13 protein-coding genes and 1 pseudogene are annotated in these 16,997 nt (G+C 62.6%); 6 read left to right on the top strand and 8 right to left on the bottom strand.

The window, feature by feature from the left end; genetic code table 11:
* Positions 1-8: 8 nt before the first annotated feature.
* The 3 genes from O7A61_RS09835 to O7A61_RS09825 all read right to left on the bottom strand — a co-directional run bounded on the left by O7A61_RS09835 (position 9) and on the right by O7A61_RS09825 (position 4,776).
* Entirely contained in the window at positions 9-2,579 is a 2,571-nt protein-coding gene (locus O7A61_RS09835; RefSeq protein ID WP_337129577.1) for a GcvT family protein, read from the bottom strand.
* Positions 2,576-3,061, bottom strand: a complete 486-nt coding sequence (locus O7A61_RS09830; RefSeq protein WP_337129576.1) for an endonuclease domain-containing protein — start codon at positions 3,059-3,061, stop codon at positions 2,576-2,578. The genes O7A61_RS09835 and O7A61_RS09830 overlap by 4 nt, the downstream gene beginning before the upstream one ends.
* A gap of 137 nt (positions 3,062-3,198) precedes the next feature.
* Complete coding sequence (locus O7A61_RS09825) at positions 3,199-4,776, bottom strand: trimethylamine methyltransferase family protein (protein ID WP_337129575.1); 1,578 nt, start codon at positions 4,774-4,776, stop codon at positions 3,199-3,201.
* 408 nt (positions 4,777-5,184) lie between these two features.
* Between O7A61_RS09825 and O7A61_RS09820 the strand changes: the two genes are divergently transcribed.
* The 4 genes from O7A61_RS09820 (at position 5,185) to O7A61_RS09805 (ending at position 11,035) form a co-directional block, all read left to right on the top strand.
* Entirely contained in the window at positions 5,185-6,345 is a 1,161-nt protein-coding gene (locus O7A61_RS09820; protein WP_337129574.1) for an MFS transporter, read from the top strand.
* Positions 6,346-6,445: 100 nt separating this feature from the next.
* Positions 6,446-8,515: a prolyl oligopeptidase family serine peptidase gene (locus tag O7A61_RS09815; RefSeq protein ID WP_337129573.1), complete on the top strand. Its 2,070-nt coding sequence runs from the start codon at positions 6,446-6,448 to the stop codon at positions 8,513-8,515.
* A 245-nt stretch (positions 8,516-8,760) separates the two neighbouring features.
* Positions 8,761-10,140 (top strand): aspartate aminotransferase family protein, encoded by a 1,380-nt coding sequence (locus tag O7A61_RS09810; RefSeq protein WP_337129572.1) that lies wholly within the window; start codon positions 8,761-8,763, stop codon positions 10,138-10,140.
* Between the two features lie 250 nt (positions 10,141-10,390).
* Positions 10,391-11,035, top strand: a complete 645-nt coding sequence (locus tag O7A61_RS09805; protein ID WP_337129571.1) for a cytochrome c oxidase assembly factor Coa1 family protein — start codon at positions 10,391-10,393, stop codon at positions 11,033-11,035.
* A gap of 281 nt (positions 11,036-11,316) precedes the next feature.
* Here O7A61_RS09805 and mmsB read toward each other — a convergent pair whose 3' ends face one another.
* The 3 genes from mmsB to O7A61_RS09790 all read right to left on the bottom strand — a co-directional run bounded on the left by mmsB (position 11,317) and on the right by O7A61_RS09790 (position 13,837).
* Positions 11,317-12,201: a 3-hydroxyisobutyrate dehydrogenase gene (gene mmsB / locus O7A61_RS09800; RefSeq protein WP_337129570.1), complete on the bottom strand. Its 885-nt coding sequence runs from the start codon at positions 12,199-12,201 to the stop codon at positions 11,317-11,319.
* Positions 12,202-12,267: 66 nt separating this feature from the next.
* Positions 12,268-12,636, bottom strand: coding sequence for a four helix bundle protein (locus tag O7A61_RS09795; RefSeq protein ID WP_337129568.1), 369 nt, complete (start codon positions 12,634-12,636; stop codon positions 12,268-12,270).
* Positions 12,637-12,670: 34 nt separating this feature from the next.
* The gene (locus O7A61_RS09790) at positions 12,671-13,837 is read right to left on the bottom strand and encodes an isobutyryl-CoA dehydrogenase (RefSeq protein ID WP_337129566.1); all 1,167 of its coding nucleotides are present in this window, start codon (positions 13,835-13,837) and stop codon (positions 12,671-12,673) included.
* Between the two features lie 144 nt (positions 13,838-13,981).
* On the opposite strand from O7A61_RS09790, the gene O7A61_RS09785 reads away from it, so the two are divergent.
* Both O7A61_RS09785 and O7A61_RS09780 read left to right on the top strand, forming a co-directional pair.
* A complete protein-coding gene (locus tag O7A61_RS09785; protein ID WP_337129564.1) occupies positions 13,982-14,599 on the top strand; it encodes a dimethylsulfonioproprionate lyase family protein in 618 nt (205 codons plus the stop codon).
* Positions 14,599-16,074: a cobyric acid synthase gene (locus tag O7A61_RS09780; protein ID WP_337129562.1), complete on the top strand. Its 1,476-nt coding sequence runs from the start codon at positions 14,599-14,601 to the stop codon at positions 16,072-16,074. Before O7A61_RS09785 ends, O7A61_RS09780 begins: the two co-directional genes overlap by 1 nt.
* A 9-nt stretch (positions 16,075-16,083) precedes the next feature.
* Here the strand turns inward: O7A61_RS09780 and O7A61_RS09775 are convergent, their stop codons facing one another.
* Both O7A61_RS09775 and O7A61_RS09770 read right to left on the bottom strand, forming a co-directional pair.
* The gene (locus tag O7A61_RS09775; RefSeq protein ID WP_337129560.1) at positions 16,084-16,503 is read right to left on the bottom strand and encodes a VOC family protein; all 420 of its coding nucleotides are present in this window, start codon (positions 16,501-16,503) and stop codon (positions 16,084-16,086) included.
* A 122-nt stretch (positions 16,504-16,625) separates the two neighbouring features.
* Positions 16,626-16,838, bottom strand: a pseudogene (locus O7A61_RS09770) (helix-turn-helix domain-containing protein); the annotation flags it as partial.
* Positions 16,839-16,997: the final 159 nt, after the last annotated feature.

Raw genomic sequence — 16,997 nt, 5'->3', positions numbered from 1 at the left:
ACGAAACCTCAGGTTCGCATCTTCTCGCCGCTGGGGTCGAAAGGCGCTTCGACATTGATGCGGGCCGGGCGGCGGGATCCAAGAATCTCGATCTCGAACAGTCCGGCACTTTCATCCTCGGCGAGGGCTGCCGGCACATAGCCTTGTGCCATCGACTTCTGCACGTAATGCGCATAGCCGCCCGACGTCACCCAGCCGACCACACGCCAGTCGCCATCGACGATGCCGCGCACGGCGGACGCGCCTTCGGCGGCCTTTGAACCGCGTATTTCCTGGCCTGATGTGTCGAAGCGCGGCGCACCGTAGCCATGTGGCTTTTCCACCGTGCCATAATCCTTGCTGACCTTGGCCCAGATCGGCTCGTCGCCCATTACGTCGGCGTCCGCTGCATCGACGATGAAGGAGACGCGGCGCAGTTTTGGCCCTCGCGCCTGTTCCTTGGCGGCGGCTTCCCGGCCGATGAAATCGTTCTTCTCAAGCTTGATGAAGCGGTCCATGGAGCCTTCGAACGGCCCGTAGATCGGTCGCAACTCGCGGAACCAGGTCGGAAAATTCTTTTCCAGACGCATCGACAGCAAGGCGCGCATGCCGAAATCAACGACGCCGAATTCTTCGCCGGCATCCTTGATTGCTTTATAGACGAGGCGCTCATAGGCCGGCGCCATCCAGATCTCGTAGCCGAGGTCGCCGGTGTAGGTGATGCGGTTGACCAGACAGGGCGCGCCGCCGACCGCCATCTCACGGAAATCCATGAAGCGGAAGGCCTTGGTCGAAATGTCGACATCGACCAGTTTCTGCAAGAGGTCGCGGGATTTCGGACCGGCGATGGAGAGGCCGACCAGTGTCTGGTCGAAACGGTGGATGCGCACCGACCCGTCTTTGGGCAGGTGCTTTTCGAACCAGCGCATGTGGTACTTCTGCGCCGCCGACGAACCCCAGATCATGAAGCGGTCCGCGCCGGCCTTGGCGATGGTGAAGTCGCCGATCAGCTTGCCGAACTCGTTGATCATCGGCGTCAGCACGATGCGACCGGTCTTCGGCATGCGGTTGGTCATCAGCCGGTTGAGGAACTCTTCCGCACCCGGTCCCGACACGTCGTATTTGGCGAAGTTGGCGATCTCGGTGACGCCGACGCGCTCGCGCGTGGCGCGCACTTCCTCGCCGATCGGTCCAAAATCGTTGGAGCGGTGGAAGGAGACGACGTCCTTCGGCTCCTTGCCCTTGGGCGCGAACCACAACGGGGTTTCGAGGCCCCACGAATCACCCATGACGGCGTTGTTGGCGAGCATGGTGTCGTAGAGCGGCGTCGTCTGCGCCGGGCGGGCGGCCGGCAGTTCTTCGTTGGGGAAGCGGATCGAGAAGCGGCGCGAATAGTTTTCGCGCACCTTGGCGTTGGTATAGCGCAGGCCGGCCCATTCGCCGAAGCGGGCGACATCCATGCCCCAGACGTCGAAGCCCGGGTCGCCGTGGACCATCCAGTTGGACAGAGCGAGACCAACACCGCCGCCCTGGCTGAAACCGGCCATCACGGCGCAGGCACACCAGAAATTGGTCAGTCCCTGAACCGGGCCGACCAGCGGGTTGCCGTCGAGCGCGAAGGTGAAGGGGCCGTTGATGATCTGCTTGATGCCGGCCTTCTCGATGCCGGGGAAATGCTTGAAGCCGATTTCCAGCGACGGTGCGATGCGGTCGAGGTCGGGCGGCAGCAGTTCATGGCCGAAATCCCACGGCGTGTTGACCGGCGACCACGGCTTGCAGGCCTTTTCATAGGTACCGAGCAGGATGCCGTTGCGCTCCTGGCGGGTGTAGATCTCACCCTTGAAGTCGAGCACGCCGATCATTTCGCGGCCGGTCGACTTGTTGAACTCCTCAACCTCCGGCATCGGTTCGGTAAGCAGATACATGTGCTCCATGGCCAGCACCGGCAGCTCGACGCCGACCATGCGGCCGATCTCGCGCGCCCACAGGCCACCGCAGTTGACGACATGCTCGGCGTGAACCGTGCCCTGTTCGGTGACGACATTCCAAGTGCCGTCCGGCTGCTGCGTCAGGTCGACCACGCGGTTGCGCAGCACGATTTCGGCGCCGAGTTTTTTCGCCGCCTTGGAATAGGCGATGGTGGTGCCGGAGGGGTCGAGATGGCCTTCAACCGGATCCCACATGGCGCCGACGAAATTGGTCTCGTCCATCAGCGGGAACATCGCCTTGGCTTCGGATGGCGTGATCAGTTCGGTGTCCATGCCGAGATAGCGGCCCTTGGCGTGGGCAAGGCGCAGGAAGTCCATGCGCTCGGGCGTATCGGCCAACATCACGCCGCCTGTCAGGTGCAGCGAGCAGGATTGGCCCGAGATCTCCTCGATCTCCTTGTAGAGCTGGACCGTATAGGCCTGCAGCTTGGCGACGTTCGGGTCGCCGTTCAGCGTATGGAAGCCGCCGGCGGCGTGCCAGGATGAGCCCGAGGTGAGCTCCGAGCGCTCGATCAGCATGATGTCGGTCCAGCCGGCCTTGGCCAGATGATAGAGCACCGAGCAGCCGACGACGCCGCCGCCAATGACAACCGCTTTTACATGGGATTTCATGAAGATAGGTCCGTTTTTGAAGAGATTGAATCGAATGGATGGGGCGTGAAAACAAAGTTGAGGTCGGATGCAGCAATGTTTTCGGAGAGCCTGCCATCAAGCGCGGCAAGGATGGTCTCACAGACGGAAGTACGATGTTTCAGGACGTCGTGGCTCCAGATACGCAGGATCGAATAGCCCTGCGCGCGCATAAAATCGTCGCGGCGGCGGTCATAGGGACTGTCGGCGTGCTGGGATCCATCGACCTCGATGACGAGCCGATTTTCGCGGCAGGCGAAGTCTGCATAGAAGGGGCCGATGGAGAGCTGACGGGTAAAGCGATGACCGCCAAGCTTGCGCGCTTTCAGTTCAAGCCAAAGCAATGCCTCTGCTTGGTTGCCCACTTGGCGGAGCTTTCGCGCTCGCTGCGTTGTGCCAGCTTTGCGGCGGCTGCGCGTTCGGGGAGCGCCTTCCCCCACTCCGTCGCTGCTTCGCAGCGCCACCTTTCCCCCCTCCGGAGGGAGAGGAAGGGCGCCAGACGGCCTAAGCTCGCGCCTTTCCTCTCCCCCGTCGATCGGGGGAGAGGTGGCGAGCGAAGCTCGACGGAGTGGGGGTCGACTATTCATCAAATCAATACAGATCAAAAGTCGGTCGGCGCGCCGCCTTCGGCCGTGCGCTTCTGGACGAAGGCGTTGAGCTCCTCGCGGATGGCGGGATCCATGTAAGGCTCGTCATAGGACGCCAGCCGCTCCTTCCAGACCTTGTTGGCCTTTTCCAGTGCCGTCGGCGAACCGGCTTCCGCCCAGGTCTCGAAATTGCGCCAGTCCGAGAGGATCGGCGAATAGAAGGCGGTCTTGTAGCGGTCCTGTGTGTGCTGGGTGCCGAAGAAATGGCCACCGGGGCCGACCGACTGGATGGCATCGAAGCCAAGTGCCTCTTCGGAGAGGTCTAGCGGGGTCAGGAATTCGGCCACCATCTGCAAGAGGTCGATATCCAGAATGGTCTTCTCGTAGGAGCAGCGCAGGCCGCCCTCGAGCCAGCCGGCGGCATGCATCATCAGATTGCCGCCGCTCTGGACCGCGCCCCACAGCGAGAACACGCTTTCATAGGCGGCCTGCGCGTCGACCGTGTTGGCGGCGCAGGTGTTGGAGGTGCGGTAGGGAATGTTGTAGCGGCGGGCAAGCTGGCCACCGACCAGTTGCGCCTTCATGTATTCGGGCGTGCCGAAGGCCGGTGAACCGGACTTCATGTCGACATTGGAGGTGAAGCCGCCATAGCCGACCGGTGCACCCTTCCTGACCATCTGGGCGAAGGCAATGCCGGACAGTGCTTCGGCATTCTGCTGCACCAGCGCGCCGGCGATGGTGACGGGCGCCATCGCCCCCGACAGGGTGAAGGGCGTGACGATGACAACCTGGCCCTTGCTCGACATCTGGATGATGCCTTCCATCATCGGCACGTCGAGCTTGAGCGGCGAATTGGTGTTGATGATGGTGAAGACGGATGGCTCCGCGAGCAACTGCTCATGGCTGATGCCGCGCGCGATGCGGGTGATCTCGATGCCGTCGACATTGCGCTCCTTGCCAAGCGAATAGATGTGGAACACCTTGTCGGTCAGCGTGGCGAGGTCGCGGATGCATTCGAGGTGGCGCACCGACGGGTGGATGTCGGTCGGCTCGACCGGATAGCCGCCCGTGCAATTCAGGATGTTGTGCATCTGGGCCAGCCGCAGGAAATTGCGATAATCCTGCTGGTTGCCCGGCCGGCGGCCACGATCGATGTCGGAGCAATTGGGCGCCGAGGCCATCATCGAGATGATCAGATTGTCGCCGCCAAATCGCACATTGTGGGCAGGGTTGCGGGCGTGGATGGTGAATTCGGACGGGCAATTCGACACCAGCTCCAGGATCATGTCGCTGTCGAAGCGCACGCGCTCCGAGCCCGCGCGCACATCGGCGCCATGCGCCTTCATGATGCTGCGGGCTTCGTCGTGCAGAACGTCGACACCGATTTCGCGCAACACCCGCAAGGAAGCGAGGTGGATCGATTCCAGCTCGTCCTCGGAAACCAGCTTGGTCGGCGTCAGCGGATTTTTCAGCTGGCGGAAAGCCGGCTGTTCGAACGCGGCCGAGCCACCGGCGCGCTTGCCGGCGCGACCGCCACGGCGGGCACGGTCGGGCGCCAAAGCCGGTTCTGAGGGTTGTAGGGCGGCGGTCATGATGGTCCTCGTAGGATGCGATAACGGGCGGCATAATGGACCGGCGCCCGCCCGGCCATTGCGGAGGCGGCGACCACTAGGGCGAGGGAAGCGACATGCCGGAACGGCAGTTGCGTGGACGCGACATCCGCCTTGATCATCCATCCGTTGGCGCAAGCGGACCTTGCTTGCCGGCCCTTTCTTTCCGCCGATCGAACCCGTAGCTAATGAGGCCTGTCGGCAGGGAGGTTAGCCGGCACCGCGATCGTCGCCCTCGACGCTTTGCTGGTAGCCTTCGCGCTCTATAGATCGGCCAGCCGCAGAGGCTCCTGACAGGGTCTGGCTGGAGCCGAGGGTCGGTTCGGGCCGCGGGGCTTACCGACGTCTGACCAAACCGCTAAGTCTGCAACCACGACAGCATTATGGATCATGGACTTGGTGGACACGAGAAGCGACGAGACGATGCAGTGGGCGGCGATCACCGGTGTGATCGCTACCGTGTCCGTGTTCGCCATCGCGCAGGGCCTGTCCTACCCGCTGTTGAGCTTCATCCTGCAGCGCCAGGGTGTCTCGCCGGCGATGATCGGCCTGTCGGCCGCAATGACGCCTGTCGGCTTCATCCTGTCATCGCCACTGATACCTGGCCTGGCAAGGCGGTTCGGGGCAGGGCGCACGGCGCTCACCTGTGCCGCACTCTCGGCTGTCGTGCTGGCGCTGATCGGCTGGACGCAGAACGTCTATCTCTGGTTTCCGCTGCGCTTCCTGATCGGCGTAGTGACCAACCCACTCTATGTGCTCAGTGAGATCTGGGTGATCGCGCTCGCACCGCCGGCCCGGCGCGGCCGCATCATGGGTCTCTATTCGACGATCATTTCTGCTGGCTTCGCGACCGGCCCGCTTTGCCTGCTTGCCGTCGGCACGGAAGGCTGGCCGCCGTTCCTTGTCGGCATTGGCGCCTTCGTGCTCTGCGGCTTCTGCCTGGCATCGGTTCTGCCGCGGCTGCCCAGGGTGGACAAGGCGGGGCATCAGGTTTCGGTGATGGGTTTCATGCCTCTCGCCTGGCTGCTTCTGTCGGCGGTGGTCGTGGCCGCCGGCTTCGAGCAGGCGGTGCTGGCGCTGCTGCCTGTCTATGGCACGTATCATGGCATCGCGGAGGCTCGCATGTCCGCGCTGCTGTCGGTCATGATTGCCGGCAACATTGCCATGCAGGTGCCGCTTGGCCTGCTGGCCGAGCGGCTGACGGCCCGCCTGGTGCGCTTCCTCTGCGTCTCGCTGACGCTGTTCGGTTGTGCGCTGCTGCCGGTGCTGATCGATACCCCGCTGATCTGGCCCTGCGTCTTCGTCTGGGGCGCGGTGTCCTACGGCATCTACACGATGTCGATCATCGAGCTTGGCGAGCGCTTTAGCGGCTCGGCGCTGGTTGCCGGCAATGCGGCATTCTCCCTGATGTGGGGCGTCGGCGGCATTCTGGTCCCGCCGCTTACCGGCGGCGTGATGGATGTGTTTGGCGCGGTCGGCCTGCCGGTTACGCTTGGTGCGATCTGCGCCACGCTGGCGCTGGCGACGATCACCCGCCGGCGGGTGCTGTGAAGCAATGTGATGAGGACCGCAAAAGACCATATCGCATCTTGAATGTCAGCGCCGCCAACGCAATGTAGGCAAGGCCGCCCAGAATCCCCCGGAGACCTGCATGACCTTTTCGACCACCAAAGCCCAGCCCTCTCAGAAGGCCGGCGATCCCTTCCTCTGGCTGGAAGACAGGACCAGCAAACAGTCGCTCGACTGGGTGCATAGCCAGAACGAGGTCACGGTGGCGGAATTGCAGGGCGATCCATCCTACCAGGTTTCGTTCCAGACGGCACTCGACCTGATGACGGCCGAGGACAATATCGCGGTTGGCGCGGCAATCGCTGGCCATGTCTACAATTTCTGGCAGGACAAGAACAATGCGCTCGGCCTGTGGCGGCGCACGACGGTCGCTTCCTACAAAACCGACAAGCCCGACTGGGAGACGATCATCGACTTCGATCAACTGGCGGCGAACGAGGGGATAAAGTGGGTGTTCGGCGGCGCTGTCAGGCTCTACCCCGATTTCAATCGCTGCCTGGTCTCGATGTCGCCCGATGGCGGTGACGCCAGCGCGATGCGCGAGTTCGACATCGCGGCCAAATCCTTCGTCGAAGGCGGTTTTCAGGCGCCGGCCTCGAAATCGGGCTTCGGCTGGCTGGACGAGGATACGGTGATCGTCTCGGCCGCATTCGAAGAGGCCGACAAGACCGAGTCCGGATATCCGCGTGTGGTCAAGCTCTGGAAGCGCGGCACGAGGCTGGAAGAGGCGACGCCGATCTTCGAGGGAAAGACCGAGGATCTTGCCGTTGGCGCCGGGGTCGAGTTCGATGGCGAGAAGCGTCACCTGTTTCTGGCGCGGACACTCAACTTCTTCGCGTCGCACAGTTTCCTGCGCCTCCCTTCGGGAGAGAACCGCCGCATCCCGCTGCCCGACGACGTCACCGACACCGCGCTTTTTAGGGATCAACTGGTGTTTGGAGTGCGGACGCCATGGATGGCGCCGGACGGCACCGCATGCCAGCCGGACGGGCTTTATTCGATCGATTTCGCGTATTGGATCGAAACCGGCAGTTTTGGTCCGATCGAGACGTTGCTGGCGCCGGCATATCGCGTCTCGATCGCCGGTATCAGCCGCACGCAGGACCGCCTGTTCATCAACCTGATGGACAATGTGCGTGGCAAGGTTCTCGTTTGCGAGCGTAGGGACGACGCCTGGTCGCTGAAACCTGTCGCGCTGCCCGAAAACGGCACTGTCGGCATCAGCCATGCCGAGCATTTCGGCTCCACCGTCTCCTTCTCCTTCACCGATTTCCTGACGCCTAGTTCGATCATCTGGTCCGATGACGATGGCGAGACGCTCGCCACCGTGAAGTCGCAGCCGGCGCGCTTCGATGCCTCGCCGTTTGTCTCGGAACAGTTCGAGGCGCGCTCGAAGGATGGCACGATGATCCCTTACTTCGTGGTCAGGCGGCGCGACCAGAATGGGCCGGTGCCGACGCTGCTCTACGGTTATGGCGGTTTCGAAGTGCCGCTGTTGCCCGGCTATGCCGGCGTGCGCGGCAGGCTGTGGCTGGAGAAGGGCAATGCCTATGTGCAGGCGTGTATTCGGGGCGGTGGCGAATTCGGCCCGGCTTGGCACCAGGCGGCGCTGAAAGGCAAGCGCCAGACCGGCTTCGACGACTTTGCCGCGGTGGCTGAGGATGTCGTTAGGCGTGGCATCGCAACGCCTGCCTCGCTTGGCATCCAGGGCGGCTCCAATGGCGGCTTGCTGACGGGCGCCTCCCTGACGCAGCATCCCGAGCTTTTCGGCGCCGTCATCATTGAGGTGCCGCTGCTCGACATGCTGCGCTACACCGAACTGCCGCCGGGCGCTTCGTGGATGGCCGAATATGGCGATCCGTCGAAGCCTGAAGACGCCAAATGGCTTTCCGCCTATTCACCCTACCAGCATGTCAAGGCGGATGCCGCCTATCCCCCGGTGCTGCTGACCACCTCGACCGCGGACGACCGGGTCCATCCGGGCCATGCGCGCAAGATGGCGGCCCGCCTGCAGGAAGCCGGACACGGCAAGACGCTGTTCTTCGAGGAGACCGAAGGCGGTCATGGCGGGCGCGGCGACCGACGGCCGCAGGCGGCGCAGACGGCGATGAAGTATGTATTCCTGCAGCGGGCGCTGAGCGGCGAAGCCTGACATCATGCCATGGCCCCACTTGAGCAAAGGGTGGTTCACCTCGACCGCCCTTTGCTCTAAGGTGCCTTCATGGCTCTCGCTAGATTATCAGCTCGCGCATTCCGGGTCGCGGTGACGCCATCGTCACGCACGCTGCGCGCCGAGCTTTTGCGGCTGTGCGCCCGTATCGGCTATTCGCCACCTGCCGTCCTCTGACGAATTCGCCCCGGCACCGCCGGAATGATTTCAGAGGAAAGATCAAATCAATGACCTATCAGAATTATTCGCTGAAGCAGCTTCAGCAGATCGATGCCGCGCATCACTTGCATCCTTTCACCGACCATAAGGAGCTGCGTGAGGCCGGCGCGCGCGTCATCACCCACGCCAAGGGCCCGTTCATCTACGATTCCGAAGGGACGGAACTGCTGGACGGCATGGCCGGCCTGTGGTGCGTCAATATCGGCTACGGCCGTGACGAACTGGCCGAGGCCGCCTATGCCCAGATGAAGGAATTGCCTTACTACAATTCCTTCTTCAAATGTTCGACGCCGACGCCGGTGCTGTTGTCGAAAAAGCTGGCCGAGATCGCGCCACGCAACGTCAACCAGGTGTTTTACGGCTCGTCCGGTTCGGAGGCCAACGACACCGCGTTGCGCCTCGTGCGCCACTATTGGGTGCTGGAAGGCAAGCCGGAGAAGAACCGCGTCATCTCGCGCAAGATGGCCTATCACGGTTCGACCATCGCCGGCACTTCGCTCGGCGGCATGGATGCCATGCACAAGCAGCTCAACGGCGCGGTGCCCAATATCGTCCATGTGATGATGCCCTACGCGTATGAGCTGGCTCTGCCTGGCGAAAGCGATCACGATTTCGGCCTGCGCGCGGCAAAGTCCGTCGAGGATGCCATCATCGAGGCTGGCGCCGACAAGGTCGCGGCTTTCATCGGCGAGCCGGTGATGGGGGCGGGTGGCGTCAAGATCCCGCCGGCGAGCTACTGGCCCGAAGTGCAGCGCATCTGCCACAAATACGACGTGCTTTTGATGCTGGACGAGGTCATCACCGGCTATGGCCGGACAGGTGAGTGGTTCGCGGCCCAGACCTTCGGCATCGAACCGGATACCATCACCACGGCCAAGGCGCTGACATCGGGCTATCAGCCGCTCTCGGCGCTGCTGGTCGGCGATCGCATTGCCTCGACGCTGGTCGAGAAGGGCGGCGAGTTCAACCACGGCTACACCTATTCGGGGCACCCAGTGGCCTGCGCCGTGGCGCTGAAGAACCTCGAGATTATCGAACAGGAAGGCCTGGTCGATCGCGTCAGGAACGACACCGGACCGTATTTCGCCAGGGCTTTGCAGGAGCGTATCGCCGGGCATGATCTGGTCGGGGAGGTGCGTTCGATCGGCCTGATGGGTGCGATCGAGATCGTCAAGGACAAGGCGACGAAGGAACGCTTCCTGCCGTCGGGAAGTGCCACGGTGACGGTGCGCGATCATTCAATCGCCAATGGCATGATGCTGCGCGCCACCGGCGACACGATGATCCTGTCGCCGCCGCTGATCTGGACCCGCGACACCATCGACATGGCCTGTGAGCGCATCGGCAAGGCGCTCGACCTAGCGCAGGCCGACCTGCGCAGGCGATAGGAGCAAACCTCGATTGGGCGTTTCCACGAAGAAACGCCCAATCCCCCGGAAATATGCGTCATGGCAGGGAACGAATTTCGTCGTGGCCGAACGGTCGATCAGTGCCGCGCTGATGCCGGCCGGCCGCGCCGTGAAGGCAAATTTTCGCCGGCTTTCGACAAAGGGTTGAAGCGGGCGTCGCGGAACTTCTTTGCGCATCGTCGAAGTCATGCGCTAGAACCGATCGGCATACGCATCGATGGGGGACAACATGGCCGGACAACCGCTCAACCAGCCGGCTGAAATTCCAGCCGAACTCGATCGCTGGAACTGGGGCGCCTTCTTCCTCAACTGGATTTGGGGCATCGGCAACAGCACTTTCATCGCGCTGCTGGCGCTGATCCCCGTCGTCAACCTCATCATGATCTTCGTGCTCGGCGCGCGCGGCAGCCGCTGGGCCTGGCGGAACCGTGCCTGGCGCGACGCCGAGCAGTTCCGCAAGACGCAGCGCAATTGGGCGATTGCCGGCCTTGCCGTCTGGGTGGTCGGGATGGGCGGCGTTGCAGCCATGTTCGTTACCATTCCTTACCTCCTGAAAGGCGGCGACGCCTATCACATGACCATGGATGCCATTCGTGCCGATGATCGGGTGAAGACAGCGATTGGCGAGGATCTGGCCGACAATTTCTGGATTGGCGGCAATGTCTTCATCAATGCGAATGGCTCGGGTGATGCCCAGTTCAGCATTCCGGTCCATGGTACCAAGGGAAGAGGCACGGCATATTCGCATGCCGTTCGTACGGCAGGCAAATGGAGCATGCGCCTGCTCGTCGTCAGGGTCGAAGGGGTCGATGCACCGATCGTCCTGACCAATGAAGATCACGTGCCGATCCCGGGCGCGGCGATCGGAATATAAACGGATCGTCGATAATAAAGGGTCGGAAACGCAAAAACCGCGCCCCATCGGGAACGCGGCTTTGCCAGATACGCATGGCGTTTCGCTACGAAGACACTTGCGAAACTTACGGGCTCCGGTACGCGAGACCTGATCCGGAGCGCCGGGCGGATGCGATATATCCGCCTCGCAATCCGTTTTATAGGGACATCGTTACCGCGGAGTTATCGAGAGCTTAAGCAAATCTAAATTTGCCGCTCTTTCCCTGGGAATATCCGAAAAAGCTCTATCGAATCCGCCACTTACGCTGAATTGCCGCGCAGAAAATTAATTATGCCGGAGAAATCCGCGCCGCCATGTCCCTGGGCGTTGAACAAGGCATAGAGCTGCGCCGCTTCGGCGCCGAGCGGCGTCACCGCGCCGGCGCCAAGCGCTGCTTCCTGGGACAATTTCAGGTCCTTCAGCATAAGAGCCGCAGCAAATCCCGGCTTGTAATCCTTGTTGGCGGGCGAAGTGGGAACCGGGCCGGGCACCGGGCAATAGGTGGTCAGCGACCAGCACTGGCCTGACGACGTCGAGGCGACGTCGAACAGCGCCTGATGCGACAGGCCGAGTTTCTCCGCCAGCACGAAGGCCTCGGCGACGCCGATCATCGAAATGCCGAGGATCATGTTGTTGCAGATCTTGGCGGCCTGGCCGGCGCCGTCGCTGCCGCAATGGACGATGCGCCCGGCCATCGGGTTCAAGATCGGCTCGGCGGCGGCGAAGGCACCATCGGATCCCCCGGCCATGAAGGTCAATGTACCGGCCGTGGCGCCACCGGTGCCCCCCGAAACCGGCGCATCGATCGACAGCAGGCCATGCTTCGCGGCAATCGCATGCGCCTTGCGTGCCGAGTCCACGTCGATGGTCGAGGAATCGATGAACAAGGCATTTTTCTTCGCCTTGGGAGCGATATCCTCATAGACCGACAAAACATGCTTGCCGGCGGGCAGCATGGTGATGACCACGTCGGCATCCTTTGTCGCTGCGGCCGCGTTGGCCATGACGACGACACCATGCTCGCGCGCGATGGTGAGGTTTTCCGGCATCAGATCGAAGCCATGCACCGTATGGCCCGCCTTGACCAGGTTTGCGGCCATCGGATTGCCCATATTGCCGAGGCCGATGAAGGCGATGGTGGTCATAGTGGCGCTCCGTGATTGGATAAGCGGCAGTAGGCGGTAGGCAGTAGGCAGTAGGCAGTAGGCAAACTATTGCGGCGCAAGTTTGCTGATGAGTTGGCGAAGCATTTTTCCGATGCCCTCGGTTGCTAACAGCATGCGGTCAGCTTGATCATGCGTGGCAAGACCGATGCGCTCAGCGATCTGGAGGTGGGTTTCCAACTCCTTCAGCGAGCCTTGGGCGATCCTGAGAAATTGCTGATATGAGCCTCGATTGTCCCGGCCATAGCCTTCTGCAATGTTCGCAGGAATAGAGGTTGCAGAGCGGCGGATTTGGCTGGTCAGGCCATACAATTCCTCTTTAGGCCACGCTTTAGTCAAGGCGTATGTCGCGACGGCCAGATCCATCGCCTGCTGCCATACGATAAGATCCTTGTACGAATTGATCGTGCCGGTCATCTGCCTACTGCCTACTGCCTACTGCCTACTGCCTTTACTGTCCGATCAGCGCGCGCGCGATGATCACGCGCATGATCTCGTTGGTGCCTTCCAGAATCTGGTGCACGCGCAGATCGCGCACCAGCTTCTCGATGCCGTAGTCGTGCAGATATCCGTAGCCGCCGAGCAATTGCAGCGCATCGTTGGCGACGTCGAAGCCGGTGTCGGTGACGAAGCGCTTGGCCATCGCCGACCATTTGCCGGCGTCCGGCGCCTTGCGGTCGAGCTTCGAGGCCGCCGCATAGAGAAAGATGCGCGCGGCCTGCAACTCTGTCTCCATGTCGGCAAGCCTGAACTGCAGCGCCTGGAACTGGTTGATCTTCGAGCCGAAGGCCTTGCGTTCGGCCGTGTAGGCCAGTGCCTTGTCGAGCGCCGACTGCGCGCCGCCCAGCGAACAGGCGGCGATGTTCAGCCGGCCGCCGTCGAGCCCGGCCATGGCAATGCCGAAACCTGCTCCTTCGCCCGACAGGAGGTTCTCCGCTGGCACCTTGCAATCCTCGAAGATGACCTGGCGGGTCGATTGCATGTGCCAGCCCATCTTGTGCTCATTGGCGCCGAAGGAGAGGCCGGGCGCATCCTTGGGCACGACAATGGTGGAGATGCCTTTCGGGCCGTCGGCGCCGGTGCGCACCATGACGGCGTAGACATCGCTGTCGCCGGCGCCGGAAATGAACTGCTTGGCGCCGTTGAGAACATAGTCGCCGCCGCTCTTCACCGCGCGGGTCTTCAATGCAGCGGCATCGGAGCCGGAACCCGGCTCGGTCAGGCAATAGCTCGCCAGCCATTCCATGGAGGTGAGCTTCGGCAGGAAACGCCGGCGCTGTTCTTCATTGCCGAAACGGTCGATCATCGAGGCCACCATGTTGTGGATCGAGATGAAGGACGAAAAGGCCGGATCGGCATGTGACAGCGCCTCGAAGATCAGCACCGCGTCGAGTCGGCCGAGTGCGGAACCGCCGACGTCGTCCTTGATATAGATGCCGCCGAGGCCGAGCGGTCCGGTTTCCCGGATCACGTCGGCGGGGAAGTGTTTCCTGCGGTCCCAGTCGAGTGCATTCGGCGCAACGCGATCGGCGGCGAAGGCCTGCGCCATCTCCTGGATGGCGCGCTGTTCCTCGTTGAGTTCGAACTGGCTGGTGCTCGCATCGACCGCGGCGTCCATGGCGTGCTCCCTATATGTTGGCCAGCTAGCCCGCTGGCCTGTCGTTTTTGGCTTTGCGCGCGCACCAATCTAGACCAATGATGCCGCCGCGCAACCCGACCCGCCGCGGAGCGGCTGTGCACCAATGCATGGCCGGAGCAAGATGTGACGACAAAATTCGACGAACTGCTGGAACAGTTCCACGCCTACCTTGCTTCCGTCGACGACGCCCTGGTGCGCGAGGCCGTGGCGCGCATAGGCTGGGACATGCCGGCCCGCGATCTGGAGCCGTATGCGCTTGGTTGCCTGCGCCATCTCGATCGCGCGGCTGAGCTGGCGCCGATGGCCGCGAAACCCCTGGTGCAATTGCTGGCACGGCGGCGCAACGACCTCCATTGGGGGCAGACTTACGGCGAAGCGGATCTCGGGAAAGATTTCATCGACAATTATGGCTGGCTGGAAATGTTCGGCACGCGCGGCCATTTCGCCAATGACGAGGTTGCGGCCGGGCTGCTGATCCTTGGGCCCGGGATCGTCTATCCCGACCATCATCACGTCGCCGAGGAGATCTACATTCCGTTGACCGGCGGTACGGAATGGCGCATGGGCGAGGGCGTTTTTCGCACGCGTGAAGCCGGCGAGGTCGTCCATCACGCCTCCAATGTCAACCACGCCATGCGGACTGGCAAGGAACCGCTGCTGGCGCTCTATATCTGGCGCGGCGGGCCGCCCCTGGCGCAGAAGTCCACGGTCACCGGAACCGCAACGCAGGGCCGGAGCTGATGGCCAAAGCGATCATGCTGCAAGGTACGGGCTCGGATGTCGGCAAGACGGTGCTGGTCGCCGGGCTGTGCCGCGTCGCCAGGAATCGCGGCCTGAAGGTGCGGCCGTTCAAGCCGCAGAACATGTCGAACAACGCTGCCGTTGCCGATATTCCCGGTGACAACAACCATGGCGGCGGCGAGATCGGCCGTGCGCAATGGCTGCAGGCGATCGCGTGCGGGGTTGCGCCGTCGGTCCATATGAACCCGGTGCTGCTCAAGCCGCAGACCGATGTCGGCACCCAGGTCATCGTCCAGGGCAAGGTGTTCGGCGAAGCGCGGGCGCGCGACTATCAGGCGCTGAAGGGCCGGCTGATGGATGCGGTGCTGGATTCCTGGGGCAAGGTCGGCGTGGGCGCCGACCTCGTCATCGTCGAGGGCGCCGGCTCGCCGGCCGAAATCAACCTCAGAAGCCGCGACATCGCCAATATGGGCTTTGCCACGCGCGCCGACGTGCCGGTGGTGCTGGTCGGAGACATCGATCGCGGCGGCGTCATCGCCTCGGTCGCCGGTACGCATCTGATCCTGTCGGAAGAGGACAGGCGCATGATCGTCGGCTACCTCATCAACAAGTTCCGGGGCGATGTTTCGCTGTTCGATGATGGCCTGAAGGCGATCGAGAAATTCACCGGGTGGCGCTGTTTTGGCGTCGTGCCGTGGCTGAAGGCGGCGGCGCGGCTGCCATCGGAGGATTCCGTGGTGCTGGAGCGGCTGGCGTCCGGTGAGGCGCGTGCGTTGAAAGTGGCGGTGCCGATGCTTGGCCGCATCGCCAATTTCGACGATCTCGACCCGCTCAAGGCCGAACCGCAGGTCGAGGTGGTGTTCGTGCCGCCGGGGAAGAAGCTGCCGGCCGATGCCGGGCTGGTGGTCATTCCCGGCTCCAAGTCGACGATCGGCGATCTCCTGAAGTTTCGCGAGAATGGCTGGGACCGGGATTTGGCGGCGCACCGCAAGCGCGGCGGCCATGTCGTCGGCATTTGCGGCGGTTTCCAGATGCTAGGCCGCACGGTGCGCGACCCCAACGGCATCGAAGGCAGCGTCACCGATGCCGAAGGGCTGGGCTTGCTTGATATCGAAACGGTGATGGAGCCGGAAAAGACGGTGCGCAATGTCAGTGCCCGCTCTGTGCCGTTTGACTTGCCGCTCGAGGGCTACGAGATCCATCTCGGCCGCACCACCGGCCCGGACACCGTGCGGCCGTCGGCGATCATCAACGGCATCGAGGATGGTGCGATCTCCGCCGACGGCAAGGTGATCGGCACTTACATGCATGGCCTGTTCGGCGCCGATGCCTTTCGGGGAAAATTCCTCGAAAGCCTCGGCATCAGGGGCGGCGGCATCGACTACCGCGCCGAGGTCGAGCGGGCGCTGGACGACGTCGCGGCCGAGCTGGAAAACCATCTCGACTGCGATGCGATTTTCGCGCTGGCACGTTGAAGGTCCAAATCAGGCCTTTTCATCTGCTTTCGGCCAGTAGGTGCCGAACGACCAGACATTGCCTTCGGGATCGCGGCAGATGAATTCGCGGCTGCCATAATCGCGGTTCGTCAGTTCCTGGATGATCGTCGCGCCGGCCTTCCTGGCCTTGGCGTAAGCGGCGTCGGCATCGTCGACGGCGATATAGATCGACTTACCGCCGCCTGAACCGGGTTCGCCGACCATCTTGCCGTAGTCGTCGTCGCGCACCGTGCCCAGCATGATCATCGAAGAGCCGAAGACCAGTTCGGCATGATGCACGACATCGCCTTCGCCGTAGCGGGCACGGACGCTGAAGCCGAAGGCTTCGCCCAGCCAGTCGATCATCCTTGCCGCATTCTTGTAGCGCAAAGCAGGATAGAGCCGGGGTGCTTCAGTGATGGCGGGCATGGGAACCTCCTTCGTTGATCGATAAATCCTTGTTTGTGCATGTCGTTGTCCCAAACTGCTGCGCAAATTTGGGCGACATGCATCACTCTGTTCGAAGGCGGTTCCAGCGTCTTGAAGAAATGTTACCTGACCGAAAGTGCCGTTGGCGTCTCGCCTGCAAACTCGCGAAATTCGCGCACAAGATGCGCCTGGTCGGCATAGCCGCAATCGGCGGCGATATCGGCCCAGTCGGCGGTCGGCTGCCTCGAGAGGCCGAGCGCCCGGTTGAAGCGGACGATTCGCGACAGCGTCTTGGGGCCAATGCCGGTCGCGTCGGAGAATTTGTCGACTAGGTGTGAGCTTTCGGGAGGTTGTCCATTCGGACCGAACCGAGGAGACTGGAGTTACCAGGCTTCAGTACAGATCGGAGGGTCCGAATGAACATCCACAAGAATGCCCGTCTGACGCCGCTGCGTCGAGAGGAGATGGCGCTGTCGATTATTGAAGGCCGTCTT

This window comes from Mesorhizobium sp. Cs1321R2N1 (assembly GCF_037179725.1).
In the GTDB taxonomy this organism is placed as follows: Bacteria; Pseudomonadota; Alphaproteobacteria; order Rhizobiales; family Rhizobiaceae; genus Mesorhizobium; species Mesorhizobium salmacidum.
This window is presented reverse-complemented; position numbering and strand designations above follow the sequence as displayed.